At 75.7% G+C, this 230-nt stretch carries 1 pseudogene; it reads right to left on the reverse strand.

Annotated features, from left to right (window positions below):
* A pseudogene (locus KVT45_RS55885) lies at positions 1–230 on the reverse strand (3-ketoacyl-CoA thiolase); the annotation flags it as partial.

Here is a 230-nt window from a genome sequence, read left to right on the forward strand (position 1 = left end):
GTCGTAGAGGAGGGCCACGTCCACGTCGGCGGGGCCGAGGTCGGAACGGGACCAGAGGTGTGCGGCCTGGCCGAGAACCTGGGGCTCGTGGGTGAGGGTGGGCTGGTCCCACTCGGGGCGTTCGAGGATCTGGGTGCCGACGGCCTCGAAGCGGTCCGGGGGCTTGGGCAGGTCGGGGGCCGGCTCGGAGGCGGAGCCGACGGCGGCGGACGCGGCGTCGCAGGGGGGCT

The sequence above is a fragment of the Streptomyces sp. GbtcB6 genome, assembly GCF_019091475.1.
Taxonomy (GTDB): domain Bacteria; phylum Actinomycetota; class Actinomycetes; order Streptomycetales; family Streptomycetaceae; genus Streptomyces; species Streptomyces hyaluromycini.